Source organism: Parabacteroides sp. B2-S-102 (assembly GCF_023656665.1).
Lineage (GTDB): Bacteria > Bacteroidota > Bacteroidia > Bacteroidales > Tannerellaceae > Parabacteroides > Parabacteroides distasonis.
Map to the genome: position 1 here is coordinate 50,904 of NZ_JAMOKM010000015.1, position 24,303 is coordinate 75,206.

27 protein-coding genes and 2 tRNA genes are annotated in these 24,303 nt (G+C 44.1%); 8 read left to right on the forward strand and 21 right to left on the reverse strand.

The window, feature by feature from the left end:
• The first annotated feature begins 29 nt into the window (after positions 1 to 29).
• From NBH07_RS16710 to NBH07_RS16720, 3 genes are read left to right on the forward strand one after another with little or no spacing between them, the layout of a single operon-like run.
• Positions 30 to 464, forward strand: coding sequence for a deoxycytidylate deaminase (locus NBH07_RS16710; protein ID WP_008778036.1), 435 nt, complete (start codon positions 30 to 32; stop codon positions 462 to 464).
• A 13-nt stretch (positions 465 to 477) separates the two neighbouring features.
• Positions 478 to 2,211, forward strand: coding sequence for a S41 family peptidase (locus NBH07_RS16715; protein ID WP_008780784.1), 1,734 nt, complete (start codon positions 478 to 480; stop codon positions 2,209 to 2,211).
• Positions 2,156 to 2,671 carry a 5-formyltetrahydrofolate cyclo-ligase gene (locus tag NBH07_RS16720; protein WP_039849021.1) on the forward strand — a complete coding sequence of 172 codons (516 nt, stop codon included), beginning with the start codon at positions 2,156 to 2,158 and terminating at the stop codon, positions 2,669 to 2,671. The genes NBH07_RS16715 and NBH07_RS16720 overlap by 56 nt, the downstream gene beginning before the upstream one ends.
• 109 nt (positions 2,672 to 2,780) lie before the next feature.
• On the opposite strand, the gene NBH07_RS16725 is transcribed toward NBH07_RS16720, so the two are convergent.
• On the reverse strand, positions 2,781 to 3,074 hold the full coding sequence (locus NBH07_RS16725) for a DciA family protein (RefSeq protein ID WP_005865842.1): 294 nt from the start codon (positions 3,072 to 3,074) through the stop codon (positions 2,781 to 2,783).
• Between the two features lie 2 nt (positions 3,075 to 3,076).
• Positions 3,077 to 4,174 carry a DNA replication/repair protein RecF gene (recF, locus tag NBH07_RS16730; RefSeq protein WP_009018588.1) on the reverse strand — a complete coding sequence of 366 codons (1,098 nt, stop codon included), beginning with the start codon at positions 4,172 to 4,174 and terminating at the stop codon, positions 3,077 to 3,079.
• A gap of 148 nt (positions 4,175 to 4,322) precedes the next feature.
• On the opposite strand from recF, the gene NBH07_RS16735 reads away from it, so the two are divergent.
• From NBH07_RS16735 to NBH07_RS16755, 5 genes are all read left to right on the forward strand, one after another.
• The gene (locus NBH07_RS16735) at positions 4,323 to 5,006 is read left to right on the forward strand and encodes a tetratricopeptide repeat protein (protein ID WP_005861596.1); all 684 of its coding nucleotides are present in this window, start codon (positions 4,323 to 4,325) and stop codon (positions 5,004 to 5,006) included.
• A gap of 76 nt (positions 5,007 to 5,082) precedes the next feature.
• Positions 5,083 to 5,565: a 6,7-dimethyl-8-ribityllumazine synthase gene (ribH, locus tag NBH07_RS16740; RefSeq protein WP_008774114.1), complete on the forward strand. Its 483-nt coding sequence runs from the start codon at positions 5,083 to 5,085 to the stop codon at positions 5,563 to 5,565.
• Positions 5,566 to 5,619: 54 nt separating this feature from the next.
• Positions 5,620 to 5,702: transfer RNA gene (locus NBH07_RS16745), tRNA-Tyr, on the forward strand.
• Between the two features lie 60 nt (positions 5,703 to 5,762).
• Positions 5,763 to 5,835: transfer RNA gene (locus NBH07_RS16750), tRNA-Gly, on the forward strand.
• A gap of 113 nt (positions 5,836 to 5,948) precedes the next feature.
• Positions 5,949 to 6,281, forward strand: a complete 333-nt coding sequence (locus NBH07_RS16755) for a hypothetical protein (RefSeq protein ID WP_008774115.1) — start codon at positions 5,949 to 5,951, stop codon at positions 6,279 to 6,281.
• A gap of 9 nt (positions 6,282 to 6,290) precedes the next feature.
• Here the strand turns inward: NBH07_RS16755 and NBH07_RS16760 are convergent, their stop codons facing one another.
• The 19 genes from NBH07_RS16760 to NBH07_RS16850 form a co-directional block, all read right to left on the reverse strand.
• Complete coding sequence (locus NBH07_RS16760) at positions 6,291 to 6,491, reverse strand: hypothetical protein (RefSeq protein ID WP_005861590.1); 201 nt, start codon at positions 6,489 to 6,491, stop codon at positions 6,291 to 6,293.
• Between the two features lie 51 nt (positions 6,492 to 6,542).
• Positions 6,543 to 6,863 (reverse strand): DUF4491 family protein, encoded by a 321-nt coding sequence (locus NBH07_RS16765; protein WP_008774116.1) that lies wholly within the window; start codon positions 6,861 to 6,863, stop codon positions 6,543 to 6,545.
• 293 nt (positions 6,864 to 7,156) lie between these two features.
• On the reverse strand, positions 7,157 to 7,540 hold the full coding sequence (secG, locus tag NBH07_RS16770; RefSeq protein ID WP_005861586.1) for a preprotein translocase subunit SecG: 384 nt from the start codon (positions 7,538 to 7,540) through the stop codon (positions 7,157 to 7,159).
• 7 nt (positions 7,541 to 7,547) lie between these two features.
• Positions 7,548 to 8,315 carry a DUF8458 domain-containing protein gene (locus tag NBH07_RS16775; RefSeq protein ID WP_009018769.1) on the reverse strand — a complete coding sequence of 256 codons (768 nt, stop codon included), beginning with the start codon at positions 8,313 to 8,315 and terminating at the stop codon, positions 7,548 to 7,550.
• Position 8,316: 1 nt separating this feature from the next.
• Entirely contained in the window at positions 8,317 to 8,853 is a 537-nt protein-coding gene (locus NBH07_RS16780; RefSeq protein ID WP_005861582.1) for an LptE family protein, read from the reverse strand.
• A gap of 3 nt (positions 8,854 to 8,856) precedes the next feature.
• Positions 8,857 to 10,047 (reverse strand): sigma-54 interaction domain-containing protein, encoded by a 1,191-nt coding sequence (locus NBH07_RS16785; protein ID WP_005865833.1) that lies wholly within the window; start codon positions 10,045 to 10,047, stop codon positions 8,857 to 8,859.
• Positions 10,048 to 10,151: 104 nt separating this feature from the next.
• A complete protein-coding gene (locus NBH07_RS16790; RefSeq protein ID WP_005861578.1) occupies positions 10,152 to 10,979 on the reverse strand; it encodes a lysophospholipid acyltransferase family protein in 828 nt (275 codons plus the stop codon).
• Between the two features lie 3 nt (positions 10,980 to 10,982).
• On the reverse strand, positions 10,983 to 11,870 hold the full coding sequence (locus NBH07_RS16795; protein WP_039849141.1) for a CDP-alcohol phosphatidyltransferase family protein: 888 nt from the start codon (positions 11,868 to 11,870) through the stop codon (positions 10,983 to 10,985).
• A gap of 7 nt (positions 11,871 to 11,877) precedes the next feature.
• Positions 11,878 to 12,606, reverse strand: coding sequence for an SDR family NAD(P)-dependent oxidoreductase (locus tag NBH07_RS16800; RefSeq protein ID WP_005861574.1), 729 nt, complete (start codon positions 12,604 to 12,606; stop codon positions 11,878 to 11,880).
• Positions 12,607 to 12,617: 11 nt separating this feature from the next.
• The gene (locus NBH07_RS16805) at positions 12,618 to 13,085 is read right to left on the reverse strand and encodes an FAD synthase family protein (protein ID WP_005861572.1); all 468 of its coding nucleotides are present in this window, start codon (positions 13,083 to 13,085) and stop codon (positions 12,618 to 12,620) included.
• A gap of 168 nt (positions 13,086 to 13,253) precedes the next feature.
• Positions 13,254 to 14,363 carry a 4-hydroxythreonine-4-phosphate dehydrogenase PdxA gene (gene pdxA / locus NBH07_RS16810; RefSeq protein ID WP_009018771.1) on the reverse strand — a complete coding sequence of 370 codons (1,110 nt, stop codon included), beginning with the start codon at positions 14,361 to 14,363 and terminating at the stop codon, positions 13,254 to 13,256.
• A gap of 16 nt (positions 14,364 to 14,379) precedes the next feature.
• Positions 14,380 to 15,417 carry a DUF4837 family protein gene (locus NBH07_RS16815; RefSeq protein WP_005861568.1) on the reverse strand — a complete coding sequence of 346 codons (1,038 nt, stop codon included), beginning with the start codon at positions 15,415 to 15,417 and terminating at the stop codon, positions 14,380 to 14,382.
• A gap of 16 nt (positions 15,418 to 15,433) precedes the next feature.
• The gene (gene rlmN / locus NBH07_RS16820) at positions 15,434 to 16,465 is read right to left on the reverse strand and encodes a dual-specificity RNA methyltransferase RlmN (protein ID WP_005861566.1); all 1,032 of its coding nucleotides are present in this window, start codon (positions 16,463 to 16,465) and stop codon (positions 15,434 to 15,436) included.
• Positions 16,466 to 16,601: 136 nt separating this feature from the next.
• Positions 16,602 to 18,737 carry a peptidylprolyl isomerase gene (locus NBH07_RS16825; RefSeq protein ID WP_005861564.1) on the reverse strand — a complete coding sequence of 712 codons (2,136 nt, stop codon included), beginning with the start codon at positions 18,735 to 18,737 and terminating at the stop codon, positions 16,602 to 16,604.
• Between the two features lie 96 nt (positions 18,738 to 18,833).
• Complete coding sequence (locus tag NBH07_RS16830; RefSeq protein WP_005865821.1) at positions 18,834 to 20,087, reverse strand: hemolysin family protein; 1,254 nt, start codon at positions 20,085 to 20,087, stop codon at positions 18,834 to 18,836.
• Position 20,088: 1 nt separating this feature from the next.
• Positions 20,089 to 20,754, reverse strand: coding sequence for an LPS export ABC transporter periplasmic protein LptC (lptC, locus tag NBH07_RS16835; RefSeq protein ID WP_008774124.1), 666 nt, complete (start codon positions 20,752 to 20,754; stop codon positions 20,089 to 20,091).
• A gap of 2 nt (positions 20,755 to 20,756) precedes the next feature.
• The gene (locus tag NBH07_RS16840) at positions 20,757 to 22,121 is read right to left on the reverse strand and encodes a tetratricopeptide repeat protein (protein WP_005865816.1); all 1,365 of its coding nucleotides are present in this window, start codon (positions 22,119 to 22,121) and stop codon (positions 20,757 to 20,759) included.
• Between the two features lie 85 nt (positions 22,122 to 22,206).
• A complete protein-coding gene (gene bamG, locus NBH07_RS16845; RefSeq protein ID WP_005865814.1) occupies positions 22,207 to 23,487 on the reverse strand; it encodes a BamG family beta-barrel-assembly machinery protein in 1,281 nt (426 codons plus the stop codon).
• On the reverse strand, positions 23,474 to 24,301 hold the full coding sequence (locus tag NBH07_RS16850) for a type III pantothenate kinase (protein WP_005861554.1): 828 nt from the start codon (positions 24,299 to 24,301) through the stop codon (positions 23,474 to 23,476). The genes bamG and NBH07_RS16850 overlap by 14 nt, the downstream gene beginning before the upstream one ends.
• Between the last annotated feature and the right edge of the window lie 2 nt (positions 24,302 to 24,303).

Here is a 24,303-nt window from a genome sequence, read left to right on the forward strand (position 1 = left end):
TCTGGATTAAAAGACAAAAGAGTAAACAAATGTGCGAGAAAACAGAAAAACAGCACGAATTAGATAAACGTTACCTGCGAATGGCCGCTATCTGGGCCGAGAATTCGTACTGTAAACGACGCCAAGTGGGCGCATTATTAGTAAAAGATAAAATGATCATATCCGACGGATACAATGGAACACCCGCCGGTTTTGAAAATGTTTGCGAAGACGAGAACAATGTCACCAAGCCTTATGTTCTACACGCGGAGGCTAACGCCATCACAAAAGTGGCAGCCTCATCGAACAGCAGTAAAGGAGCGACCATTTATGTGACCTCCTCCCCTTGCATTGAATGCGCAAAATTAATCATACAATCCGGGATCAAGCGAGTGGTCTATTCCGAGAATTATCGCATAGCGGACGGCTGCGAATTATTGAAGCGTGCCGGTATCATAGTAGATTATATAGATTTGAACGAATAAATAAAACGTTTTTATGGATAAAAACAAAAGACTGACCGTATGGCTCCCGGTTATCATCGCGGCTAGTATCGCTTTAGGTATCTTTATTGGGAACCATTATTTATCTATCAGTCAAGGAAAAAAACGGTCCTACTCCAGCGGTAACAAGATAAATGCCATCTTGGACATTATCGACGAGCAATATGTTGACACGGTTAGCATGTCTAAGCTGGTAGAGAGTACGATCCCGAAAATATTCAGTGAATTAGACCCTCACTCCGTATATATCCCCGCCGAAGACGCTTCCGTGGTGAATGAGGAGCTGGAAGGTTCTTTCAGTGGTATTGGCGTATCATTTAATATGCAAACCGATACGATCCTAGTGATCAGCGTAATTAGCGGTGGTCCCGCAGAGAAAGCAGGTTTACTGCCCTTCGACCGGATCATCTCGATCAATGATTCTATTTTCTCCGGTAAGAAAAAGAACCAAGGAGAGATCATGAAGACACTCCGGGGCGCAAAGAACAGTACGGTGAAACTAGGCGTACAGCGAGGAAATTCTCCTGAGTTGCTCTATTTTGACGTAACCCGTGGAGATGTCCCTGTTAATTCGGTCGATGTTTCTTTCGAAGCGGCTAAAGGTATAGGTTACATCAAGGTTAGCAAATTCGCCCGGAATACTTATAATGAGTTCATCACGGCGATCGCCAAGCTGAAACAAGCGGGCTGTACCTCTTTCGTGATCGACTTACGGGGTAATACCGGCGGATATATGGATGCCGCTATCAATATGATTAACGAGTTTATGCCGGAAGGACGCTTGATCGTCTACACGGAAGGTAAGTCGTTCCCCCGTTCCGACGTATACGCAAACGGAACCGGAACTTGTAAAGACGCCCCGATCGTAGTATTGACCGATGAGATCTCGGCTTCCGCCAGTGAGATATTCTCCGGAGCGATCCAAGATAACGACCGGGGTACGATTATCGGACGAAGAACGTATGGCAAGGGTCTGGTACAAACTCAAATGTCATTGAGCGACGGTTCAGAGATGCGATTGACCATCGCCCGTTACTACACGCCGTCCGGTCGCTGCATCCAGAAGAAATATGAGATGGGTAATACGGACGCTTACGACCAAGATATCTATAACCGATATATGCACGGCGAGTTTGACTCGGCCGATAGCATCAAGATGGATGATTCCTTGAAATACCAGACCGTAGGCGGACGTACCGTATACGGCGGGGGCGGTATCATGCCGGATATCTTTATCCCTCGTGACACGAGTGGCGTTACCTCTTACTACTCAAATGTGGTAAATAGCGGCGTGCTTTACCTGTATGCGCTCGAGTACTCAGACCGCCATCGGGAGAAACTAGGCTCATTCAAGACTTGGGAGGAATTATATAATTACTTGCAGCAACAACCGCTCCTTTCCGACTTCGTGAACTTCGCCGCTACCAAGGGCATCAAGAGACGTCCTACATTAATTAATATATCCGGCAAGTTAATCGAGAACCAATTGCAAGCGTATATCGTAAGGAATTTCTTCGACGAGGCGGGCTTCTACCCCATTTTCCTAAAAGATGACGTTACCTTATTACGTGCGATCAAGATCTTGCAAGAGGGAAAATCTGTGCCGAATGCGGAACTATTAAAACAATCAGCGAATGGAGACTTACACAGCCAAGCAGGCCCTACGAAAAGATATGGCCTCTCGAAAAAAAGAATATTCGAGGATTACCTTGTGCGAGCTATCGGATAAGATCATGGACCGCTTGGAACAGACGGAACTGTTCCAAGCGGCTTCTTGCATCGCCCTTTATCACGCCATACCGGGAGAAGTACAGACCGCCGGCTTTATCGAGAAATGGTACCAGAAGAAAAAGCTTCTGTTGCCCTTGATCGTCGGTGATGATTTGAGATTGCTTCTTTACGAAGGACCGGAATCCCTAAAACCCGGACCTTTCGGAATATTAGAGCCTAAGGCGGACGGCATAGAAGTTCCAAAGAATGAGATAGACTTGATTATCGTGCCCGGAGTCGCCTTTGACAAAGACAAGAACCGCATGGGACGAGGGAGGGGATTCTACGACCGCCTTCTTTCCACGCTCAACGCTCCCAAGGTTGGCATATGCTTCGGGCTCCAGATGATACCACAGGTTCCGGTAGAGCCATTCGACAAGAAAATGGATTACGTAATAACAGAAGACACCATCTATTGATCTCTCCGCAGAATATATACTTACTGGGTCAAGCCATATATACTTACCGGGGCTGGGCAGTATATGTTACTTGACCCAGTAAGTAATATTGCGAATGGTAAAGCCACACTCAATGAAAAACGATATTGGTAATGACCGAGGCACCCGCATAATCATTCAAGCTTTTCACCAACCGTTCCCGGCAAAGCGTCAACTCACTGCGGAGCACGGAGGAAGTCAATGAGACATGAAGCACCTTATCACGTACATATATATTACGTGTGTACTGCATGATCGTAGGCCCTAAAACTTCTCCCCACGCACGTTGGACCCGGATCTCCATCATTTTCTCGTACAACTCGGTATTATCCTCGAAAAAGTCACGAAGCACTTCCCCCAATGTCTGTGTATTTCTTCTCTGCATTCTTATTCCTCCATAGGTTGTACCTCGCCACGTTCCACACGGAAGAGAGCATAGTCATGATTCATAGCCAATAAGATCTCATCCAGATACTTCCGGTTCGTATCTGTAATAAAAATCTGCCCGAAGCCATTCTCGCTGACCAGTTTGATGATCTGCTCCACACGGCTAGCGTCCAGCTTATCGAAAATATCATCCAACAGCAAGATAGGTGTAGTCTGTCCCCGTTTATTTAGGAAAGCGAACTGAGCGAGTTTCAAGGCGATCAGATACGTCTTATTCTGTCCTTGCGAACCAACCCGGCGAATCAGGTACCTGCCCAACGTCATTTCCAGCTCATCCTTATGGATACCGGAAGAGGTATAGCCCAATATACGATCCCGTTCCCGGCTCATCGCCAATTTACCGGCAAGCTCCGTTTCCTCCAATTGCGAGATATAATGTAGCCCTACCTCCTCGGCAGAGCCGCAGATCGTCTGGTAGTACTCATTAAAGATCGGGGTAAAATCCTCCACCAGTTTTTTCCGCTTCTCGTAAACGATTTGGCCGTACATACCCAGCTGCATCTCCAATACCTCATAAAGAGAGGCATCCATGCTCTGATCTTTCAGCAACGTATTCCGTTGGAGCAACGCTTTATTATATTGGATAAGCGCATGCAGATAAGGCTTGTCCTGCTGCGAGATGATTAAGTCCAGAAAACGGCGTCGCTCATCGCTTCCCCCCCGGATCAAGTCGGCATCAGCCGGAGAAACCATGACCAACGGTAATAGGCCGATATGCTCGGACAGCTTGTCGTACTCCTTCTTATTCCGTTTGAACTGTTTGCGTTGCCTACGCCGCATGGCACAGAAAATCTCCTCCTCACGTCCCTCATAATCATAGTTACCCTGCACCACGCAAAGATCTTGATCACTGTTTATTATCTGGCTATCAGGCGTATTGACATGACTCTTGCAAAATGAGAGATAATGAATGGCATCCAATAGATTCGTCTTCCCCATCCCGTTATTGCCGAAAAAGCAATTCATCTTGGGCGAGAAAATAACCTCGGACTGAAGTATATTTTTGTAATTGAGAACAGAAAGCTTCTTTAGTATCATCTAAACCGTATTAATCGTACAAAATTAAAAAATATACTTCTAAGTATAGATTATATCAGCAAAAAAAACTACTTTTGCGCTTTGAATCGCCAACCATATGGTATGGCTTAAAATCAGCGATAAAATTAATAAATAACTATAACACATTATGGCTACTAAAGAAAAGGACACCAACAAGGAGTTAGAAGTAGAAGAGATTGTCTCCAAATCGGAGCAATTCATTGAAAACAATTCAAAGAAGATTATTTACGGTATAATAGCTGTCGCACTCGTTGTTGGAGCTGTTTTGGGAATCAAGCATGGTTATTTAGTTCCTCAGGAGAAAAAAGCCGCCGCCGCCATGTTCAAGGGCGAGCAATACTTCGCCAGAGATTCTTTCGCCTTGGCTTTAAACGGCAATGGAGCTGACTATGAAGGTTTCGAGGCTATCATCGACCAATATGGAAGCACGGACGCCGGAAACTTGGCGAAGGCTTACGCAGGTATCTGTTACTACAAGATGGGCGATACACAGAAGGCGCTCGATTTATTGAAATCTTTCAGCGGAAAGGACCAAATGGTATCTCCGGCGGTTACAGGCTTGATCGGTGATTGCTACGTGAACATGGGTAATACGAAAGAAGGAATCAGCTATTTCGAGAAAGCCGCTAAGGAGGCCGACAACGAGGTTATCAGCCCGATTTACTTGAAGAAGGCCGGTATCGCTTACGAGAACTTGAAAGAGTATGACAAGGCTGTAAAGGCTTACACGACTATCAAGGACAAGTATTACACTTCCATGGAGGCATCCGATATCGATAAGTATATCACCCGTGCTTCGGCAGGAAAATAAATAAACAGTATATTATATAGTATAACAGAGGATGTCTCGGTCAAACAAGGCATCCTCTTCTTTTAAAGAGACAAGTATGGCTACAGCTTATCAGAATTTATCCGAGTACGACTTCAACAGCGTACCCGATGCTTCAGAGATGAACATCGGCATCGTAGTTGCGGAATGGAACAAGAACATTACCGAGAAGTTATTGGAAGGTGCTTGCAACACGCTTGAAAAGCACGGGGTGAAACCGGAGAACATCGTAGTTAAACGAGTTCCGGGTAGTTTTGAACTGACTTTTGGAGCCAAAAGATTGGCCGAGACTAAAGAATTAGACGCCGTGATCGTTCTGGGATGCGTCGTAAGAGGCGATACACCACATTTTGATTACGTTTGTTCCGGCGTTACGCAAGGCATTACAGAATTGAATTTAATGTACGATATTCCTTTCATTTTCGGCCTGTTAACTACCGACACCATGCAGCAATCCGAGGATCGTGCGGGAGGTAGATATGGCAATAAAGGGGACGAGGCAGCGGTTACCGCAATAAAAATGGTAAATTTTTCTGCCTAAACGCTTGCAGGTTTCAAAATAAATCGTACCTTTGCACTGCAATTAAGAACAAGGGGGCAGTTACCAGAGTGGCCAAATGGGGCTGACTGTAACTCAGCTGGCTTTCGCCTTCGGTGGTTCGAATCCATCACTGCCCACCTTAATTGATCGGTTCACTATGTGAACCAATTCTTTCGAAAACCGAAAGAATACATATTGCGGAAGTAGCTCAGTTGATAGAGCATTAGCCTTCCAAGCTGAGGGTCGCGGGTTTGAGCCCCGTCTTCCGCTCTAGGAAAAGAGGAAAATCGAAAGGTTTTCCTCTTTTTTTATATCCTCACGATACTATATATCCGGGATAATGTCTACTTTAGCCCCCAATACAACAAATAACAAAAAGAGAGATGAAGATGGTGAAAGGGATATACGTGTTGCTGACAATGTTCCTATTGATGGGATGCGCTACGGTAATGAATCCTTATAAAATGGATAACCGGATGCATAAGATAGAGTTAGGGATGACCAAGCAAAAGGTTATATCGATACTAGGAAAGGATTTTGAGTCGGCTGGCGCACGAATAACCCCGGACGGCCCCATAGAGAGTATCAGTTATAAGACGGTCACCATGACGATAGCCGACTACTCTGAAGGCTACTACATCCTAAGCTTCAAGAATGGGATACTGGTAGAATGGTTCAAGGAAAAGACACCGATCAATAACAATACAGCGAACTAAGGTCTCCTTTTAGGCTACTAAAAACAAATAAGGCAGATGCCTCTGGGCATCTGCCTTCATTCTTTTACGATTATAAACTTTCTTCGATACATGAATCCGGTTATGACTGACCGGCCTGCCGTGGTTTTCTAACTCGGCCTCACGACTGCCTTTCCGGTTAGCCTTTATGTACTCGACTAACGGATCTTGCTTTTTTCTCTTTGTCTTCATAGCTTTATTGCTTTTATATCGCTTTCACGAACGCAAAGATACGAAAAGAATTCATTTCACCTCACTATCGTCCCAAGGGTATTTTCTTTTCGGATTTCGAGGGAACCAGCCTTTCTGCACACGCTCCTCCTGCTCGAAAATCTCCTTGATCGTCCAGAACGATGAGAAGGCGAATACGCCGCAAATAGCGGACACAAACACGCTGTCTATAAACAGGGAAGCTATCACCCCTAAAATCCCCAAGACAAGGAATATCCACCAGCACTTCGTCCCCCAATAATACTCGGCCTTCACGACTACCGGATGAAACAGACCGATAATCAAGAATGTAACGATACCGATCAACAACCCATCAAAATTTATCATATCCATATCTGAATATTTATACTTATTACTATTATATGTAACAAATATACAAACAATATTCCACTTAACTAATCATTTCTTTCTATGAAGAGATAGAAACTTCTATTCGTAATAATCGTCTCACAAAGATGAAACGATCTTTTCATATACGTGATACGATCTTTTCACCCTTGTGATACGATCTTTTCACATAGGTGAAAAGATCAAGACCTAAAGAAGCTTACACTTAAAGTAGCACAAAAAAAAGTCACATCCATTGTTAGTGGACATGACTTCTATATTGTTTTCAAATAAGATTCTTATCTGTTGCTTTCCTCCGCAGGTGTAGTAGTAGCGGGAGTTTCCTCTGCCGGAACTGCCGGTTGTTGAGCCGTACCAAAGTCCGGAGCGATCGTATTCGGATCGATAGAGATAGCGTCGTTTACTTGTTGCTTGATCTCAGATTGAGCGGCATGCTCCGCTCTGGGGATAAATGCGGTAATCAAGATACTCAATACGATTACGGTACCCGCCAAACTCCAAGTAGCTTTCTCCAAAAAGTCCGTGGTCTTACGTACACCCATGATTTGGTTAGAAGAAGAGAACCCTGAAGCCAAACCTCCACCTTTCGAGTTCTGGATCAACACGATCAAGATTAATAGTATAGAGGCGATCAGGATTAAGATAGAAATAAATACGTACATCTTAGTTTTATTTTTTAGTGTTAATAATCAACTTTTCCAAAAATCTGATTTGGTCTGCAAAGTAAACATTTTTTTCTGGATATTTCAAGCTTAAGTTTTTAATAATTTGCAAAGCCTTATCATATCGCTTCTGTTTTATATAAATCCGAGCTAAAGTTTCCGTAAGGCACGAGTCTTCCAGCGATTTGGACTGCTCATCATCCAAATCTTTCACCGACTCTGGAGTCTCCGCACGGCTGTTTTCCTCTCGGATTTCCAGCCCGCTACCCGGCATACGCTGTTGGTCATTTTTAATGAACGAATCGATCAAGTCGTGATGTCGAAGCCTATTCTCCGCATCCTCTCCAGATGGCTTCTCTTCTTCCTCTTTCGATAATGACCAAAACATATAATCTGACGATACCGATGGCTGGAACAGGAACGGAGCTTCTTTCTTAGGCTCCGGTTCCTCGTTACGGTTAGAGAGGAATGCGTCTATCAAGGAGAAAGTATCCTCTTTTCGCATATCCGGCTCATGCTCCACACGGGAGTTCAAGCCATATTTATCTCCCTCTATCAGTTGGAACAGCTTTTTCCGATCCGGCAAGAATATCGCCATCCTCTCCAGCTCCGAGGTAAAACTCATATCATTTAATACGGCCAGATTCTTTAGATACAACATCCGTGCCACTTGAAAATACGGGTAATCCTCCACGATTCGTCGCAACTCAAGAAGAGTCCCCTCGGTCAATTCCGAAGGCTCCTCCATCAAACGATATAAATCCTCCGCCCTCATTCTACCAATTGGCAACCGTAGCGTTATAGATTTGGTCTACTATTTCCTCTATGATTTCCTCGCATAATGTTCCCTCTACCTGCTGCGGCATCAAGTTACTGTCGAACTCACGGTAAGCGGAGAACGACTGCTCAAAATCCTCATCCGGGTTAACCCGGTTGGAGTAACGAACCCGCACCGTGATCGTCAACCTCGTCTGCGAGGCGATAGCATCCTCCTTCACGGCCATTGGAGCGAAATCGTAACCAGTGATCTCACCCTCCAACTCAAGGTCGCCATTGCTCGGAACCAGTTGCAGACGAGTCTGACGGATGTAAATATCCTTCAAATCCTCCGTAAACTGCGGCGCAAGGGTCGGATTCACGTAGGGAGCTTGGTTCGTGAAGTCACGAATCGTAATGGTCTTCACCTTCGTATAATCGATAGAGGCTCCATTAAACTTATAGGAAATAGAGCAAGCCGTAGCCAATACCGTCAAAAATGAGAGTATAAGCCAATTGGCTGCCGACAAACGTATGTTGACAATCTTCTTTAGCATATTTTATTCCAAATTGTATTCCTTGATTTTTCGATATAACGTACGCTCCGATATCTTCAAGTCGGCTGCCGCGTTCTTCCGTCGCCCGTTATGCTTCTCCAGAGCCTTACGGATCATCTCCTTCTCCACCTCTTCCAAGGATAAAGTCTCCTCTTCCACATCCTCGGCATCTTGGATCGTCGGGTGCATGGCATGAACCGCCGCCGGATGGATCGGATGCGCATAAGGGGTATCGTCCGCCACCGTTGGCATCGGGATATTCCCTCCCATGATATCATGCACTAATTTCTTTAGCTCGTTCACGTCCTTTTTCATATCGAACAAGACTTGATAAAGGATCTCCCGCTCGCTGTTAAATATCTTTTGATCCGGATCTTGCTTCACCAATACCGGATATTTCTCAACGTTCACGTTCGGCAGATAAAGGCGCAGGACATCCGCCGTTATATCCCGTGTCTCCTCGATTACGGAGATACGTTCCGTGATGTTTTTCAATTCACGCACGTTACCCGGCCAACGGTAAGAAACCAATAATTGACGGGCCTCATCATCCAAGCGGATCGGCGGCATCCGGTATTTCTCGGCGCAATCACTGGCGAACTTACGAAATAATAAGACGATATCTTCCGGACGCTCCCGCAAGGGAGGCACTTGAATAGGCACCGTATTCAAACGATAGTACAAATCCTCCCGGAATTTACCTTCCGAAACCGCCTGCACTAAATTCACGTTCGTAGCGGCAACGATACGAACGTTCGTCTTCTGTACCTTGGAGGAACCGACCTTGATAAACTCACCCGTCTCCAACACACGAAGCAAGCGTGCTTGCGTAGGAGTTGGCAACTCTCCTACCTCATCCAAGAAGATCGTTCCACCGTCCGCTACCTCGAAATACCCTTTACGGTCGGCTAACGCCCCGGTAAAAGAACCTTTCTCGTGCCCGAAAAGCTCCGAGTCTATCGTCCCTTCCGGAATGGCGCCACAGTTTACGGCTATATATTGTCCATGCTTACGCTGACTGTTCTGATGAATAATTTGAGGGAAAGTCTCCTTTCCGACACCACTCTCTCCTGTAATAAGAACAGATAAGTCGGTTGGCGCTACCTGGAGCGCAACATCGATCGCACGATTTAATCCGGGGTTATTACCAATAATCCCAAAACGCTGTTTTATCTGTTGTACATCAACCTTCATCACTCTTTCACTTTTAAAATCTGTAATTATTTCAGTTACTCTGCCAAAATTACAAATCTTAATTCAAACTACCACTATTGATAACAGATTCTATCGGTCGTTTCTTATTTTTTAGCACCATATGTACGTTTATACAAGAACTCGGCAAGATCCTTGTCTTCCGGGATGGCGGCGATCTCTTCCGGCGAGATAGGCTCACCGATATATACATCCGCTTTCTTTCCACGCTTATTGAAAGCCTCTGTAGGAATACGCAAGGTACGTATTTGCCAGCTGATATTCCCTAGCCAATAGAAAAAATGGGTATTTTGGAAATCAAAATAAACAGGGTATACCGGTGCTTTCGCCTTACGAACTAAGCGGATCACGCTATGCGCCCACGATAAATCCCGTACCTGTTTCTCTTTTTTATTATAAAATGAGATCGCTCCAGCAGGGAAGAAACCCATCGGATGACCTTCTTTCAAGCGTTGCAGGGATAGTCGAACGCCATTGACATTCGCCGGATTCGCCCCTCGCTTGTGGGAATCGGGCACCACGGATATGAAATTATCCTCCATCGCCCCGATCTTGGTCAAGATGCCATTCACCATCACCTTAAAGTCCGGACGGCGGGAAGCGAAAATATCAATCAGCATGATTCCATCCAACGACCCGATCGGATGGTTGGAAACGGTAACAAAAGCCCCTTCCGGCAGATGATCTAAAATCTCCTTATTATGAACCTCATAGCTGAGATCGATAATGGGGTCATGCAATAAAGCGGAAGTAAACTCAGCGCCCCGTAAATGACAATTCCGGGCATGTACCTTATTAACCAGATCCACACGTAAGCACTTTATCAGCAACTTACCTAACCATGTCCCCACTCGCCCCTTGAAGAACGGGGCCATCTCTTGCAAATCGTAAATGTCAACAACACTCTTCTTCATACTTTATCCTAAAAACGAGGCACACATCTTCTCATGTTTCCTCATCACTATCGCTAGTACGATGTTCAACACGATGATCTCGTATAGGTAATAAGCCCAGACCTGTCCCGTTAGTACGATCACAAACATAACCATCGTCCGGCCATTAAAGGTCAACAAGTCTATGTAACGCATTAAATGACGACTCTGTTTACGAAAGTCCACACGGATATTCTCCGGAATATTATCCCCATACTTCGCGTGCAAATTTTGTAACATACTCTGTAAGGTAGGCGTAGCCTTCACTTGCAACATCGTATACCAACGATATAAGAAGTAGAAAAACTTGTTAATGCCATACTTCATCTCCTTATGTTTCGCCTCCACCTGCTCCAAAGACTGAAACTCCGAGCCTTTATCCTTACTGATAAAATAAAGGTGAAGCGTCTTATAATAATCCGTGATATTCGCTTGGACTAAATGAGACAAACCGGATAAGACCGCCAAGGCAAAGAACCAATCCGTACCGTAATCATGAGACAAACGAAGAGCGAATCCGATATAGATCGAAGCGAACCAGATATCCCCGGCGAATCCGTCCAAGATACGCCCGATAGCGGACTTGATTCCTGTAAGACGTGCCAGCTGCCCATCCACGCAGTCGAGGATATTGGCAAATACCAACAATAATATACCGCAGATATTATATGTCAAATTATCGTGATAAAACATAAATCCGACCGTCGCACCCACGAAGATCGAGATAACCGTAATCATATTCGGGGTAATCCCCGTGCCTCGCAACATACGAGCAATACGAAATCCTATCGGACGATAAAAAATTCGGTCTATCTTATTTTCTGTTTCTATCGACTTTAACGATGCTTCGTATTCCTTATCCAACTCGCTCATTTGTTTCTTATTTATACGAGTAACCGCCATCCACAACGACTACCTCGCCATTAAAATAACTATTCTCTATCAACATTTTATAAACTTCCGCCAATTCATCCGGGTCGCAGAACCGTCCCAAAGAGACCTTGTTCTCTATATTCCGACGGATCTCGGCAGGCTTTGTTTTCTGCCATTCCGTATCGACAAAACCGGGAGCCACGGCATTCACACGCAGTTCATAGGGAACTAAGAACTTCACCATGTTTTTGACCAGCGCATGAACAGCACTTTTCGTCACCCCATATGCCAAAGATACCGAATGAGGCTGTATTCCCATCAAGGAACCCGTAAACACGATACTTCCCCCCTTATTAATCCGTCCAACAATCTTCTGTAAAAGGAAGATCGGGAAATGGATATTAGCAAAGAAAACCCGGTCCCAATCCTCGAATGAAAGTTCCTCAAAAGGATCCCGACAGGTCATTCCCGCATTGAACACAAGGCCGTCCAAACGTAGCCTATTCTCCTCCAAGAAAGAATCGATAACCCCGATCGTATTCCGATCCGAGATATCGGCCCGCAGAATAGAAACCTGTATATCGAAACGCCCCACCAACTCGCTACGTACCTCCTCGGCGGTCGCTTGGTCGGAAGCATAAGTCAGTATAAGGTTATATCCGGCCTTTCCTAAACAGGACGCTACCGCCTTTCCTATCCCTTTTGTCCCACCGGTAATTAAAATAAATTTATCCATGAAACTGATCGTTATTTAGCGGCAGATCCTTTCACTGTTTCCGGCTTCGCCTGACGTTGGGTTGTCAGATTCGCCTCATAAGAATCATGTATCGTTTTTTTCAGATTCGAGGAGGAAACCCCCGTTCCGTAAGGGAAATAAAATACCTGAACGCCTAAATCTTTCAGATAGTCGTACTTTCCGAACCAGTCATCACCTACCACGAAAGCGTCGATGTTCAGCTTCTTCACGATTTCCGTGTGATCCAAGGAATGTTGTGGAATAACGATATCGGGAGTCTTCAACGCCTCGATGATCTGCAAACGTTCATGGAACGGAATGATCGGCTTCGCTTTATAAGAAGAGACCAACTCATCTGTACTAACCCCGACGATCAATATATCCGCCAAACTACGGGCGTAATTGATCATCCTAAGATGATTATAATGGAACATATCAAACGTTCCGGATGTATATACTATCGTTTTGTCTTTAAACATAATCGTAATTTTCGTTTTAAACCGCAAACTTACGCAAACTTTTCCTATCTTAAAAGTTTAAAACCAAAAAGCGTCCCACGTCCCATACAAAAATGTCATGTCAATAACATCCATTCGTTATTAACATGACATTTTATGTATTTATTGAAACTTGTCAGGAAAGATCTACTATAATCCGTCCGTATCGTCGTCTTTCGTCAAATCCAATTTCTCATTATCTCCCCCCCTATCGAAATATTGCTTACGCAACGGGTTGGCGGTAGCCTCCTGATAACGTAACCGGTTCCGGAAGATATCCAACGCCGCATATAAGGCTTGGCGGAACGACTCTTCTGAGGCCACGTTCTGCCCGGCTATGTCATAAGCTGTTCCATGTGCCGGAGAAGTCCGTACGATCGGCAATCCTGCCGTATAGTTCACCCCGTCATCCATCGCCAACGTCTTGAAAGGAGCGAGCCCTTGATCATGATACATCGCTAAGACACCATCAAATTTATCATACATCTGCGAACCAAAGAAACCGTCAGCCGCATAAGGGCCAAATGACATTACGCCTTTTTTCTCCGCCTCTTGCATTGCCGGTATGATAATCGTCTCCTCTTCCGTACCCAGCAATCCGGCATCACCGGCATGAGGGTTTAAGGAAAGAACCGCGATACGTGGCTTCACAATACCGAAGTCTTGCTTTAACGACTGATTGAAAATACGCAGCTTATTCACGATATCGCCCACGTTGATGGAAGACGCAACTTGCGACAATGGAATATGCCCCGTCACCAAAGCGACACGAAGATCATCTTTCATCAAGATCATCAAGGCTTTTTTATCCAAGCCACCGAAGCATTTCTCCAAATACTCAGTATGCCCGGGAAAATGAAAATCCTCGTTCTGGATATTATGTTTATTGATCGGGGCGGTAAGCAGTACATCCACTACTCCCCGCTTCATATCCGTAACTGCCGCTTCCAACGCCTTGAAAGCCGACTCACCGGCAACCGGCGTAGATTTCGACAACTCCACCTTGGTCTCGTCCTCCACGCAGTTAATAATGTTCACCCGGTTTACTCCTGCATCCTCCGCATGCGAAATAATATTCATATTGATAGGAGGAAGCTCCAATGCCTTCCGGTGATAAGCGGCTATCTTGGACGAGCCATAGATAATCGGCGTGCAAAGCTCCGCCATGCGGGTATCGGAAAAGGTCTTTAATATCACCTCATAGCCGATACCATTTATATCTCCGTGGGTGATCCCCACTTTAATCAGTCGTTCTTCCATATATTTTGTTTGTTTATTACTTTTTCTCTTTTGGGATATCTAATGTCTCAGTTACCGGTTCATCAAATTCACCCGGCAAACGTAACGTAAATAAGGCAGCTTCTATTCTACGCATGAAATTACGCTTGTCTGTCTCCGGAGCATACACAAATCCCTCGGCTACAACCACACGATGATTCTTTTCATCCAAGCGGGTGTGGCTTACGAACGGGCCTCCCATCATATCGCCTTGCATTCTCCACAAACCGCGCATCACGCCGCAATATTTACCATTTAAGGTTATTGGCGTATACTCCACTCCCGCACGCGTTTCTGTTTGCATATAGGAACCCGGGAACGAACCCGGCAGATTCGCCTTCAATACAGAATCTCGTTTAGCGACCAGATATTCCTCCGTAAACGTATTCGGATCAGTATAAGGGAAAGTATATACGATTAAGTCCATACGGCCTGTGTTAGCGTTATTGGAAGACCAGAAGAAATCTGTCGTATCCTTATAGTACGTGAAGTTTGCCGGAGCGTTTAACATCACGTTCAGGTCGCTTTTCAAGTTATCCATAACCACCATACTATATTCCTTTTGTAATTGCTCTATCGCACGATTCATCTCCACCTTTACGAAGAAGTTGACCAACGCCTTCTCATGGGTCTTTGAATACTCGACGATCGACTCCGTATTAGGAGCTTTCAGCGAAACAACCACCTGTCCTCTAGCCCAGACATTATTCTCGTAGCCTACAGAAACTTTCGTATAAGCGGTGGGATCTATCGTAACCACTAATATATTCCTTACATACCGTAACAGACCTGTAAAATCCTTTGGTTGTACGTAGGTAATCTTCAAAGAAGGCTCGGCTTGCGGCAGTCCGGGCACCGAAGAGGCCAACTCAGACTTTATGGCTTCTCCCGCAGGGCCTTTCCAATCCTTTTGATCCATAACCACGACAACCTCATATGCGAAGCCCGTAGCTTGAGTCATCACAGAACCTGAATTACATGCTCCCATCAAAACAAGAAGCAGCAACATACCGATGAATAAAGAACGTGTTTTCATACCTGTGTGTTTTATATTATACAAATGTAACATTTTTCGCGGTAGAAAGCATTCCACAAGCGGCGAAAATATCCTCCCCTCGTGATGCCCTTATCGTACATACAACTCCTTTGGCGTTTAAGAAATCCCGGAACGCCTCCATTTTAGCGATATCGGAAGTCTCTAAAGACACATTCGGTATCGCATGAAAACGGATCAAGTTTACCCGACAAGGTATTCCACCTAATAAACAACTCAAAGCTTCGGCATGTTTCAAGCTATCGTTCAAATTTTTAAAAACAATGTACTCAAAAGAGACACGTCGTTGATGCGAAAAATCATATTGTTTGATTAAATCGATCACCTCCCTCGCTGGGAATGCCTTTTCAACCGGCATCAAGGAAAGACGTTCCATAGGATAGGGCGAGTGCAGACTTACGGCCAGATGACATTCGCTCTCCTCTAAAAAGCGTTTCAAGCCTTTCGTCACACCGATGGTTGAAACCGTGATACGCTTCGGGCTCCACGCATATCCATACGGGGCCGTGAGTATTTCCAAAACCTTGAAAAGCTCGTCTACGTTATCCAGTGGCTCCCCCATTCCCATGAAAACGATATTCGTCAATGAATCGTTTTCCGGCAAAGACTGGATCTGGTTCAATATCTGGTTCGCTGTCAGGTTTGCCGTGAAGCCTTGTTTTCCCGTCATACAAAACAAGCAATTCATTTTGCATCCGACTTGAGAAGAGACGCAAAGAGTCGCCCGATCATCCGTAGGAATATAAACAGACTCAACAAAACGCCCCGGTCCGGCAGCATATAGATATTTGATCGTACCGTCTTTCGACTTTTGATACTCAGATGGCGGATAAGCCCCGATCTCGAATGAATCCTCTAATAAAGCACGTTTGGCTACCGCTATATTCGTCATCTCCGAAATCCGGGTTATTTTCTTCTTATAAATCCAATCGGCCATTTGCTTAGCCGCATATGCGGGAAGACCCACCTCAGACGCTACACCTTTCAGTTCCTCCAAGGTCATCCCTAATAATTGTCTTTTGTCAACCATTCTATCGATATTTTCTTATTCGCGAAAGTACGAGAAATATTCCACAAAATAAAGATCCCCTGTTTTGTCGTCAAGATATATTTATTTTGACGGCAAAACAGGGGATCTTTTTTATCTTAAGTATAAATACTCTTTATTAATAGAAACGGATACGGTTGTCTTCCACCTTAGCGTTGTTGACCATAGATTGGATAGCTTGGAATCCTACACGATACGCATTCGAAGCATCCAACGCACGGATTTCCTCAGCCTCGTTGAACTCCTTACCATCTTTATTTCTTGCGTATACTTTGAACACATATACACCGTTGTTACCTTTAACCGGAGCACTTACTTGGTCAACTTGAGCCATAGAAACCATAGCGTTCAAGTTCGGTTCGATACCGATACCAGCGATACGGCGAGTACCAAAGTTCACGAACTTCACAGAGTCTACAGAAGAACCCATCGTTTCAGCATATGCCTCAACTGAAGTTAAATTCTTAGCAGCCAATTCCTGAGCGATCTTATCGCCTTTCTTCTGGGCAGCCAATTCAGCTCTCAAAGCCGGAGCGACCATATCAACCGGACGATACCCCTCGGAAATACTTCCTTCTACAGCAGCCACGACAAATTTATCACTACACTCGAAGATCTCAGAGATAGAACCTTTATCGTTCTGGAACGCCCAACGAATTACCGGACGTGAATTCTTGATAGAACCTAACAACTGATCATCTGTAGTAACCGTTGCACCTGAAATCAAGTTATAACCGGCTTCCTTCGCATTCTCCTCCAATTTAGCCATAGAGTTGTTCTTAGATACGAACTGATTCAACTCATTGTAGATGTTGCTATAGGTCTTAGAGCTAGGAGATACAGTCATGTCGATATCTGCGATCTTATATTTTTCAACATTTCCTGTTTTCTCTGTTACTTTTACAAGGTGAGTACCATATAAAGATTTCACAACCGCTACCTCATTCAATGGAGTTGAGAAGACAGCCTTCTTAAAATCATCATTCACACCTCTCAAAGCGGTAACCTCTGTAAACCAACCTAGTTCACCACCATTCTCGGCAGCTTGGTCTGCTGAGTATTTCTTAGCTAATTCAGCGAAATTAGCGCCACCTTTCAACGCCCCCATCAAGCTATCAGCCAAAGCTGTTGTCTCAGCCTCAGATTTACCGGCCAACATGATGTGGCTAACTTTTACTGAGTCCGGAGCGACCGTCTTATCGACTAGCTTAAACATTCTGTATTTGTCATTCTCGAATACAGGACCATAAACAGCGCCAACCTCAGAAGTCGTAGCGAATTGTTTCATCTCAGGATCCAAAGCCTTCTCCGTGAAGAAAGCGTCAACATAAGGAACCTCAGAGTTCTCGTTTACTACATCAGCCACTCTTTCAGACGTAGCCAGCTCCTCTTTCAAGCTCTCGATCTCGGCCTGTGCCTTATCATAATCCTCTTTACTCGGACGGATATCTACGGCGATATATTTAATTACCTTAGATTCTTTTTGTTTATAAAGCTCCTTGCGTTGGTTATACAATTTCTCGATCTCGCTCTTGCTTACCTCAATCGTTGAATCCGGAATCGTAGCATATGATTGCATAGCGTAAATGATATCCGAATTCTCGGCATTATCATTATAAGCTTCCTTAGCGTCCAATGAATTCGCGGAAATAGCCTTGCTCAATAATGTCGTATATTTTTGCTCCAAACGTTGACGTTTGATGTTCTTCTCCCAGAACAACCAGAAGTTCTTAGCTTGAATCAGCTGTGCCTGTTGATCTGCCGGATAGCTAGCGATATTATCGGAATCGATTTGTTTCAAGAAATTCAACAAAGCGGCCTTATCAAAAGCACCAGTCTGAGGATTCGTAAACATTTGCATTTGTTGGATCAACGGAGAGATATTCTCACCTTGAACCATATCGAACAATTCTTCCGGACTTACTCCCATACCTAATTTAGCAGTAGCCTCGTCCAACACGACCTCTTGTACCATCGCATCGAATACGGACTGGCGAATCTGTGTCATATATTCCTCGGGCAGGCTGGCTGAACCGGATTGCATCTTATACATCTCGGCCATCTCATCAACGCGACCTTGATAATCTTGAATTTTTACAACCTCTCCATCAATCTCGGCGATCCGTTCCTGTGATTGCCTAAAATAAGTAGAACCAGAGTTTAAAAAGTCTCCAATGATAAAAGCGAACAATGCCAAACCCACCACGAGTACCAGCAGTCCTGCTTTGCTTCTAATTTTTTCCAGCGTAGCCATTTATCTTTATTATTTTTTAAAGTTTATTATTTCACATTTTAAGGGCACAAAGATATGAAAAAAAGGAAATTCCACAGCATATAATCCTTTTTTTTATCAAATCCCTACTTTCATACGTACAAGTTCGATCTTCGTAGCCGTTACTTTGATTATCTTAAACGAATATTTATCGATCTGGACAGTCTCGTTCAATTTCGGGAATTTTTGATAGAAGTGCAAGATAAAACCGGCGATGGTGACATAATCATCCGACTCCGGAAGATCCAACCCGAACATTTCGTTCAAGGTATCAATCTCCATTCTACCCGACAGCAAATACTCATTGTCCGATACTTTTTTAGCCACATGCGACTTCATATCGTGCTCGTCCTCAATCTCTCCGAAAATCTCCTCCACCAAATCCTCAAGTGTCACGATACCCGACGTACCGCCAAACTCATCCACGACAACAGCCAAGCTCTTCTTCTCTTGCATCAGCAGTTTCATCAGTTTATTCGCCGCCATCGTCTCCGGAACGATCGATACGCTACGGATATGCTGGGTCCAATCCTCCGGATTCTTGAAAAGCTCGGAAGAATGGATATACCCGATAATATCGTCAATATTCTCGTTATACACCAATATCTTCGAAAGTCCTGTCTCGATAAACTTAGAACGCAATTCCTCTATCGTAGCAGACGTATCACAGGCTACAATCTCCGTCCGGGGCACGATACAATCCCTCAAACGGACATTCGAGAAGTCTAAGGCGTTTTGGAAAATCTTAACCTCCGTATCCATATCCGAATTTTGCGGAGCATCTTCCAGACTTTGCTGTATAAAATAATCCAAGTCTACCTTGCCTAATGCCTGAGGTGAACTTTTCAAGTTCTTCACGCCCCCTAACTTCAAAATCAAAAAAGATAGCAGGGATGAGAACTTGGAGACCGGATACAGGATGATATATATGATAAATAATGGTATCGCAAATATATTGAGTGATAAATTAGGATTCAACTTAAATATGGTCTTGGGAATAAACTCCCCGGCAAACAAGATCAAGATCGTAGATATCACGGATTGGATAAAAACGATCAATGCCTCATTCGCAACCACCTTGGCTATAAACGGCTCCAATACGATTGCCATCTGAAGACCATAAACGACCAACGCAATATTATTTCCTACCAACATGGTAGAGATAAACAAATTTGGATTACGATAGAAAATACCCAGTATCTTACTGGATAGACTACGTTCCTTCTTATCCAGCTCGAAACGAAGCTTATTGGAGGAGATAAAAGCGATCTCCATCCCGGAAAAGAATGCGGAAAATGCGAGGGAAATTAAAATATAAGTCAGCGTCCCCACCTTAATTACTTTTTATTGAATCTATTTGTGACACATCTACCCGGGCACTATCCCCCTGAGCTGTCCGTGTCGTATCGGCCGGAGCATCGCTCACCGGGAAAATACCTTGTGAGTTAAATATCTTATACTGAGTCATATCTTGGTTCGACTCAAAACCTATACCTGTTATGATCTTATCTTCTTGCTCGATACGCATAAACTTATCAGAATAAACCTTCTCTTGCTTCTGGTCCCAGAACAATTGGGAAGTCTCAAAATGCTCCCCTTGCAGACTTTCCACCTCTACATTACCGATCAGCTCCCAAAGCCCTTTTTTATCATAATAATAGGCTGTATCCGCCTTAATACTCGCTTCTGTCTGGAATAAGGTATCGAACTTCTCCACGTAGATCCCCTCGGGGAAATACCAATGGGGTTCCGCCGCCTTCCCATAAATCTGCCACTCTTTCGCTTTCAAGCGATATCTCGTGATACCAGAATCGGAGATCAAGGATGACACATCCGTAGCCTTCATCGTATAAGTCTTGTCCGGGTCAAACTCAACATCAACCACCTCCTTATGCTCCTTACTGCAAGAGGCAGAAAACAAAAGAAGCATAACAACCACCACGAAGGTAGTTGTTATGCCCATATTTTCCGTTTTACAATGAAAACGATTTCCTATCATAATTACCGAATCGTTGTACGCTCTCCGATCCAACCACCGACAGTGAAAGGTTTGCCCTTCTCCAAATCCGGGTGCATGAAGATCTCCTCCGTAGAAGGAAGGTGAGCACGATAAGATGATATCAAAGTATTAGCCTCTTCAGCAACACTCGGATCTACCTGTTTCGCTTTCTCAAATTTATCGATAGCGGCATTATAAGCAGCTCTTGCCAATACTCCATCATTCGGGAAGACAGATTTAGAAGTAGCGGCATACATCTTGCCGATCAATAAATAAGCATTGCCATAGTTAGGATTTACCTCCAAAGCTTTCTGGCAATATTGTCTAGCCTTTGAATAAGCATTTTGCTCAAACAGCAACAATGCGATCATATAATAATCATCAGCTTTTGAAGTCGCGTCCGTTTCTAAATTCGCGGCCTCATCAAAGTATTTAATAGCCGTATCATAATCCTTTATCTTAACGGCTTTCTTTCCTAGCCCAACAGCAGCCTCGGCACTAGGTTCTTGACGATAAGCATAGTCTGATGCCAAAAAGTAAGCCTCGATTTCTTGGCAACCTGTTCTTCTCAACAAGGATATAGTCTCTTTCAAATAAGGTAAGTTGTCCTTATTCTCCTCGATCTTAGCAGCATACAAATTCTGCAAAGTCTCGCAATCGGCAGCACCACTATTCGCAAAGGCATTATCAACACCACTCTTATATGCGGTCAAGGCATTCACTTCTTTTTGATTGTTTGCAGCCTGCGCAGCTTTTAACTGAGCATCCAAGCCACCAGAAACCTTCAAATAATCTTGAATATACTGTTCTTTGAAATTCGGATCGTTAACCATTTTCTTCATAGAAGAGAAACTAAACAAGGAGAGACCTAGAGCCTCCGTATCAGCACCTTTCTCATCAACGATCTCCTTCAACCAAGTATAGGCCTGATTATAGTCGGCATTATCGCCAGTTTGCGCTAAATAATCTTGCACTTTTCGAGCAACGATCCAGTCTTTTCCATACCGGCGATCATTTCCAAAATATTTCACACGCTTGTCGTAAACTCCCATCAAATCATCAATAAGAGCTTTCTTCTTAGCGGGATCTTTCTCTTGGGCGATCTTCCAGCCCATGATTTTCACACCGTACAAATAGATATCTTTTGTAGCGGCAGGACACTCATCGTACACGATCTTCCAGAAATCAAAGGCGTCTTTGAAGTTTCCGGCTTTCGCGTAAGGAACGAACAAGCTGATATTGGTAATACAACGTACGCTATCCTCACCGGAACCGAACTGTGTACCATTATCTACTCCTTTCTGCGCATAAGCGCCTAACGTACCCATAGTACATCCAAGCGCTAGTAATAAAACTTTGATCTTCATATCTCTTTCTATTAAAGTTAGCTATAATATTTATATTCCTTCAAAAAAGTATCATACTCATTAGACCCTTTCGGCCATTCCCGGTTTAATCCACTTTTCGTTTAAAAAACCATAATTCGTTAAATGTATAGTTCACCGTAAACCGGAAATACTGCTCATCAATCATTGTACGTAATTCCGGACGGATCTTCACGTATTCAAATGACAGGTTCACTAATGAACGGTTATCGATCAATGGAAGCCCAAAACCGACACTCGCCCCATATTCATTATAACCATGTCCTTTATAACCATTCTCCTCGGAGCGACTGACTCTTAAGTACGAATTGCTATAATGAAAACCGGCACGGTATCTGATACGCCCCAAATAATTACGATTATCATAACGAGGAATAAACTCGGCACCAGCCGCCACACGTGTACGGTTCTTGAATTGGCCTTTCTCGTTATCAAAATAAGCGTTCGCCCAGTCCTCATATAAGAAGTCCGCGGCTAATGTCAACCGATTCTCTTTCACATAGGAGATACCCGCTCCGTAAGAGTTCGGCATATCAAACCGATAATTCTTAATTGTATCGTTCCTTGTATATCCGGATGTAGCCGAAGAACCGACAAGCTGAGTATCATACACAGTCGTATTCAACTTTTTTCCGGGAGAGTAAACGAAACCTACCGTGACATGCTCCGTCTTACTCAAAGGATGCGTATATTGAATACCAAAATCTAACTTTAAATCACGAATCTCATAACGTTGGTTTCTATACACATCGTCCGCCCCTGTCGAGCTCGGGAAAATCAAGTTGCGGGAATGTGTTATATTTCCAAATAAAAATCCGGCGTTCACACCAATGGAAAGACGCTTCTTCCAAATATCATAGGAGAGCCCTAAATAGGCATCGCTTAAGCCACCTTCGCCACTAAAGCTTTCTCCCCAACTTAAACCACCCTCGGTACGGCTCTCGCCGAAATCATATCCTACATATGAATAAGGTAATAAACCAATACTCATCGCTAAACGCCGGGTGATCGGAAATTGCATGGCGATATACTCCACGTTTCCATTCATCTGTCGTTGCTTGTTCGTACCGTCATAGAACCAAGACACCTGACCGGACGCACCAAAATCAAAAAGGAATGTCAACGAATCCATGCAACTATAAGATGCTGGATTTAATGGATTTATCTGTTTAGAGGACCTTAATCCATAACCGACTCCACCCATCGCCCTTCCGGCACCAAAAGATCGATCCGCCAACTCTCCATATCCAAATCGCGTATAAGGCGAGTTCGTGTTATTTTGAGCCCACAATGGCAATTGTGTAAAGATAAGAAAACTTATTATTACTACCTTATTAATTTTCAACATTATACTCTAAGATTCTGTTTAATCCTGTCAACACTAAATTAATGTCTGCAAAGATGGAGTTTTTTAGCCGTCTTTCAAAATAAAACGAATGACCGCCTGTTAAAAAAACCAAAAGATCCGGATATTTTACTTTCAGCTCGTCAATATATCCGTCCATCTCGTAAACAATCCCATTCACCACACCCGCTTGGATAGCCGTTTCCGTACTTCTCCCGATAAGCGGTATATCATCCTCTTCCGTTACCAAAGGCAGTTTCTTCGTAAAATGGTTCAACGCTCGAAAACGGGTTGTCATCCCCGGAGAGATATTCCCTCCCAGAAAGATACCCGGCGCTTCTATCACCTCATACGTGATAGCGGTACCGGCATCGATAACCAGCAGATTTTTTCCCGGCCGCAAATAATTCGCCCCCACGACAGCGGCCAAACGGTCCTTGCCTAGCGTTTTCGGCGTCCCATATTCCACCTTGATCGGTAAAGCTACATGTTCATCCAGAAAGACAAAACGCTGAAGCTTATTTTTTAGATAAGCGATCAACTCATCGTCCGTATCTATCACCGTCGATAAAATGCCTTGCGTAAAAGCGTACTTCTCAAAAAGAGCAGCGACCACAGATACACCGAATTGCTTGTATACAAAAGAAGCCTCTATATGCCCATTTTTATACACAGCGACCTTTGATGACGTGTTACCTTGTTCTATAATAAGATTCACTTCTCTGATATTTTCCGCAAAGAAAAACAAAAATGATGAAATAACACGCAAAAACATCGTATAACCTCTAAAATTCTTCTTGAACAAAAAGGATCGCATCT

What these genes read in the sequence shown, in the direction of transcription:
- NBH07_RS16710 (WP_008778036.1), top strand. Translation starts at nt 30, where the DNA reads ATGTGCGAGAAAACAGAAAAACAGCACGAATTAGATAAACGTTACCTG.
- NBH07_RS16715 (WP_008780784.1), top strand. Translation starts at nt 478, where the DNA reads ATGGATAAAAACAAAAGACTGACCGTATGGCTCCCGGTTATCATCGCG.
- NBH07_RS16720 (WP_039849021.1), top strand. Translation starts at nt 2,156, where the DNA reads ATGGCCTCTCGAAAAAAAGAATATTCGAGGATTACCTTGTGCGAGCTA.
- NBH07_RS16725 (WP_005865842.1), bottom strand. Translation starts at nt 3,074, where the DNA reads ATGCAGAGAAGAAATACACAGACATTGGGGGAAGTGCTTCGTGACTTT.
- recF (WP_009018588.1), bottom strand. Translation starts at nt 4,174, where the DNA reads ATGATACTAAAGAAGCTTTCTGTTCTCAATTACAAAAATATACTTCAG.
- NBH07_RS16735 (WP_005861596.1), top strand. Translation starts at nt 4,323, where the DNA reads ATGGCTACTAAAGAAAAGGACACCAACAAGGAGTTAGAAGTAGAAGAG.
- ribH (WP_008774114.1), top strand. Translation starts at nt 5,083, where the DNA reads ATGGCTACAGCTTATCAGAATTTATCCGAGTACGACTTCAACAGCGTA.
- NBH07_RS16755 (WP_008774115.1), top strand. Translation starts at nt 5,949, where the DNA reads ATGAAGATGGTGAAAGGGATATACGTGTTGCTGACAATGTTCCTATTG.
- NBH07_RS16760 (WP_005861590.1), bottom strand. Translation starts at nt 6,491, where the DNA reads ATGAAGACAAAGAGAAAAAAGCAAGATCCGTTAGTCGAGTACATAAAG.
- NBH07_RS16765 (WP_008774116.1), bottom strand. Translation starts at nt 6,863, where the DNA reads ATGGATATGATAAATTTTGATGGGTTGTTGATCGGTATCGTTACATTC.
- secG (WP_005861586.1), bottom strand. Translation starts at nt 7,540, where the DNA reads ATGTACGTATTTATTTCTATCTTAATCCTGATCGCCTCTATACTATTA.
- NBH07_RS16775 (WP_009018769.1), bottom strand. Translation starts at nt 8,315, where the DNA reads ATGAGGGCGGAGGATTTATATCGTTTGATGGAGGAGCCTTCGGAATTG.
- NBH07_RS16780 (WP_005861582.1), bottom strand. Translation starts at nt 8,853, where the DNA reads ATGCTAAAGAAGATTGTCAACATACGTTTGTCGGCAGCCAATTGGCTT.
- NBH07_RS16785 (WP_005865833.1), bottom strand. Translation starts at nt 10,047, where the DNA reads ATGAAGGTTGATGTACAACAGATAAAACAGCGTTTTGGGATTATTGGT.
- NBH07_RS16790 (WP_005861578.1), bottom strand. Translation starts at nt 10,979, where the DNA reads ATGAAGAAGAGTGTTGTTGACATTTACGATTTGCAAGAGATGGCCCCG.
- NBH07_RS16795 (WP_039849141.1), bottom strand. Translation starts at nt 11,870, where the DNA reads ATGAGCGAGTTGGATAAGGAATACGAAGCATCGTTAAAGTCGATAGAA.
- NBH07_RS16800 (WP_005861574.1), bottom strand. Translation starts at nt 12,606, where the DNA reads ATGGATAAATTTATTTTAATTACCGGTGGGACAAAAGGGATAGGAAAG.
- NBH07_RS16805 (WP_005861572.1), bottom strand. Translation starts at nt 13,085, where the DNA reads ATGTTTAAAGACAAAACGATAGTATATACATCCGGAACGTTTGATATG.
- pdxA (WP_009018771.1), bottom strand. Translation starts at nt 14,363, where the DNA reads ATGGAAGAACGACTGATTAAAGTGGGGATCACCCACGGAGATATAAAT.
- NBH07_RS16815 (WP_005861568.1), bottom strand. Translation starts at nt 15,417, where the DNA reads ATGAAAACACGTTCTTTATTCATCGGTATGTTGCTGCTTCTTGTTTTG.
- rlmN (WP_005861566.1), bottom strand. Translation starts at nt 16,465, where the DNA reads ATGGTTGACAAAAGACAATTATTAGGGATGACCTTGGAGGAACTGAAA.
- NBH07_RS16825 (WP_005861564.1), bottom strand. Translation starts at nt 18,737, where the DNA reads ATGGCTACGCTGGAAAAAATTAGAAGCAAAGCAGGACTGCTGGTACTC.
- lptC (WP_008774124.1), bottom strand. Translation starts at nt 20,754, where the DNA reads ATGATAGGAAATCGTTTTCATTGTAAAACGGAAAATATGGGCATAACA.
- NBH07_RS16840 (WP_005865816.1), bottom strand. Translation starts at nt 22,121, where the DNA reads ATGAAGATCAAAGTTTTATTACTAGCGCTTGGATGTACTATGGGTACG.
- bamG (WP_005865814.1), bottom strand. Translation starts at nt 23,487, where the DNA reads ATGTTGAAAATTAATAAGGTAGTAATAATAAGTTTTCTTATCTTTACA.
- NBH07_RS16850 (WP_005861554.1), bottom strand. Translation starts at nt 24,301, where the DNA reads ATGCGATCCTTTTTGTTCAAGAAGAATTTTAGAGGTTATACGATGTTT.